This is a genomic window from Pseudomonas cyclaminis, assembly GCF_015163715.1.
GTDB classification, from domain to species: domain Bacteria; phylum Pseudomonadota; class Gammaproteobacteria; order Pseudomonadales; family Pseudomonadaceae; genus Aquipseudomonas; species Aquipseudomonas cyclaminis.
In genome coordinates this window covers 1-3210 of sequence record NZ_JADDUM010000379.1, presented here as the reverse complement: position 1 = coordinate 3210, position 3210 = coordinate 1, and the positions used below count along the sequence as shown (strand labels likewise).

Below are 3210 nucleotides of genomic sequence, written 5' to 3'. Positions count from 1 at the left end.
CCTCCCACACTTGATCTTCACCGGCCAACAGAAATCAGTCCCTGGCCAATGCCTCAATCGGGTCCAGCCGCGCCGCGTTCCGCGCTGGCACAAAGCCGAACACAATGCCGATCAGCGTCGAACAGGCAAAGGCCGTGACGATTGAGCCGACCGAAAACACCATCTCCCATTCCTTCACAAACAGCGAAAACAGAAACCCCAGCGCGTAGGACAGTGAGATACCAATCAAACCGCCGATAAGGCACACCATCACCGCCTCCACCAGAAACTGCTGACGAATATCCGATTGCCGTGCGCCCACCGCCATGCGGATGCCAATCTCGCGGGTACGCTCGGTGACCGACACCAGCATGATATTCATCACGCCAATCCCCCCCACCAACAATGAAATCACCGCGATCAACGACAACAGCAGCGCCAGGGAGCGGCTGGTTTTCTGAACCGTCTGCATGATGCTGTCGAGGTTGTTGGTGAAGAAATCCTTGGTGCCGTGGCGTTGCAGCATGAGCTTGTTGACGTTGTCTTCAACCACCTTGCTCGGCTGGCCGTCCTTGATGCGCACGGTGATGCTGTCCAGATGACGCTGGCCCAACAGGCGCCCCGCCGCTGTTTCGTAAGGCACCCACACGTTGAGCGCCTTGCTGGCGGCGAACATGTTTTTGTTGTCGGCCGTCACGCCGATCACCGTGCACGGCAGGTTGCCCACCAGGATCACCTGGCCCAGCGGGTCCACGTTCGGGCCGAACAGGCGGTGACGGGTATTGTGGTCGATCACCACCACCTGGGCCTGGCGCCGGGCATCGCTTTCGCTGAAGGCAATACCGGCTTCGAGCTTCAGGCCCTTGACCTTGAAGTAGCGGTCGCTGACACCGTTGACCTGGGCGTCCAGGTCGATATTGCCGTAGCGCAGCAACAGGCTGCGGCCCACCACCGGCGTGGCGCTGTCCACGTAGTACAGCTGGTTCAGCGCATCCACATCCGATGGCATCAGGGTTTCGATGGCCGAGGCGCGGCTGTCGCCGAAACTGGTGCCGGAAAAGATATCGATGGTGTTGCTGCCAATCGCCTGGATGTCCTTGAGCACATAGCGCTTGGCGCCTTCGCCGATAGCCGAGATCGACACCACCGAGGTGATGCCGATGACGATGCCAAGCATGGTCAGCAAGGTGCGCATGCGGTGTGACACCAGCGCGACCCAGGCCATGTTGAACGCTTCCTTGAACAGCCCCAGGCTCGCCACCAGCCGCCTTGCGCCGCTGCGCCGCGGCTCTATCGGCGCCTCGGCCGGCACGTCCAGGCCACTGCTGGCGTTGGCCTTGTCACTGATGATCTCGCCGTCGCAGACCTCGACAATGCGCTGGGCATTCGCCGCCACTTTCGGGTCATGGGTGACGATGATCACCGTATGCCCCGCCGCGTGCAGCTCGGCGAGGATGCGCATCACCTCCTTGCCGCTGTGGGTGTCGAGGGCGCCGGTGGGTTCGTCGGCGAGGATCACTTCACCGCCGTTCATCAAGGCCCGGGCGATACTCACCCGTTGCTGCTGCCCGCCCGACAACTGGCTGGGCCGGTGGGTGGTGTGGCTGGCCAGGCCCAGGCGTTCGAGCAATTGCCGTGCGCGACTGTGGCGTTGGCTCTCCGGCGTGCCCGCATAAATCGCCGGCATTTCCACGTTGTGCAAGGCACTGAGGTGCGCCAGCAAGTGGTAGCGCTGGAAGATGAACCCGAAGTAATCACGGCGCAGCTCCGCCAGTTGCTCATCGCCCAACGAGCGGGTTTCGATGCCATTGATTTTGTAACTGCCGGCGGTGGCGTAATCCAGGCCGCCGAGGATGTTCATCAAGGTGGATTTGCCGGACCCGGACGCGCCGATGATCGCGACCATTTCCCCGGCCTGAATCGTCAGGTCGATACCCTTGAGCGCAATGAATTCACGCTCGCCGGCCATGAAACTGCGGGTGATGCCCTTGAGTTCCAACAGTGGCTGGCTCATCCGTCAGTTCCCCGCCACGGCAGGCGACGCATCGCCGATCACCACTTTATCGCCCTCGGCCAGGCCGTCCAGGATCTGCACCTTGACGTTGTTGTTGATGCCGGTCTTCACATCCCGCGACACCGCCTTGCCCTTGGCATCCAGCACCCGCAGCGCATAACTGCCGTCCTGGTTGCGCGCCCCGAGTGCGGCCACCGGCACCATCAACGCGGCCTCGGCGGTGTCGAGCACGATGCGCACCTGGGCGGTCATGGCGATGCGCAGGCGGTGGTCAGGGTTGGGCACATCGAACAACGCGTTGTAGAACACCGCCGTGTTCTGCTTGGGCGTGCCGGCGGTCTGGGTTTCGAGGAAGTTCTGCGGCGCCGGCTCGGTGCCGCGCAGCTTGGCGTAGTAGCGTTTGTCGGCCTCACCGAGGATGGTGAAATACACCTGCTGGCCGGGGCTGATATGAATCACATCCGCCTCCGACACCTGGGCCTTGACCGTCATCGTGTCGAGGTCCGCAAGCTTGAGCAGCACCGGCGCCAGTTGGCTGGCGATCACGGTCTGGCCTTCCTGGGTGACGATGCCCACCACATCGCCGTCGATGGGCGCATTGATGCGGGTGTAGTCCAGGTTGATCTTGGCGGTGTCGATCTGGATATGCGCGCTTTTGATCTGCGCATCCAGGGCCAACAGATTGGCCTGCTGCACCTGGAAGGTCGATTCGGCGTCTTCAAAATCCTGGCGTGAGACCGATTCGTCATTCTGCAAGCCTTTGTAGCGCTCATACACCGACTTGGCCTGCCTGAGCTGCGCCGCCGTGGCCCGGCGTTGGGCCTGGAGGTTTTCCTCATCCACCTGGGCCTTGCGCAGGGTGTTTTGCAGGATCAGCGGGTCGATTTCGGCTAGCCATTGACCCTTCTTGACCTTGTCGCCGACCTTGACCTTGAGCGACTTCAACTGGCCGGAGACTTGGGCGCCGACGTCGACTTGCTTGATGCCTTCGAGCAGGCCGGTGGCTAGTACGGCGTTTTCGATATCGCCGCGTTCGGCGGTGGCGGTGAGGTACAGCGGTGCGTCGGCTGGGGCCTGGACGGTGTAGATGATCAGGCTGATGGCTACGGCCAGTACGGTGAATATGCCGATTTTGCGGATTTTAGAGTTTTGCATAGGTGACCATTTGATGAGGTTTGATCGGGTACATATCCGTTTCTGGGGTAACGGCGGCTTAT

Annotated in this window: 2 protein-coding genes; both read right to left on the bottom strand. The window is 61.7% G+C overall.

What is annotated here, in order from left to right; genetic code table 11:
• Nucleotides 1-34 precede the first annotated feature (34 nt).
• On the bottom strand, nt 35-1993 hold the full coding sequence (locus IQK56_RS30685; protein WP_122307052.1) for a MacB family efflux pump subunit: 1959 nt from the start codon (nt 1991-1993) through the stop codon (nt 35-37).
• 3 nt (nt 1994-1996) lie between these two features.
• Nucleotides 1997-3148: a macrolide transporter subunit MacA gene (gene macA / locus IQK56_RS30680; RefSeq protein ID WP_193864032.1), complete on the bottom strand. Its 1152-nt coding sequence runs from the start codon at nt 3146-3148 to the stop codon at nt 1997-1999.
• Nucleotides 3149-3210: the final 62 nt, after the last annotated feature.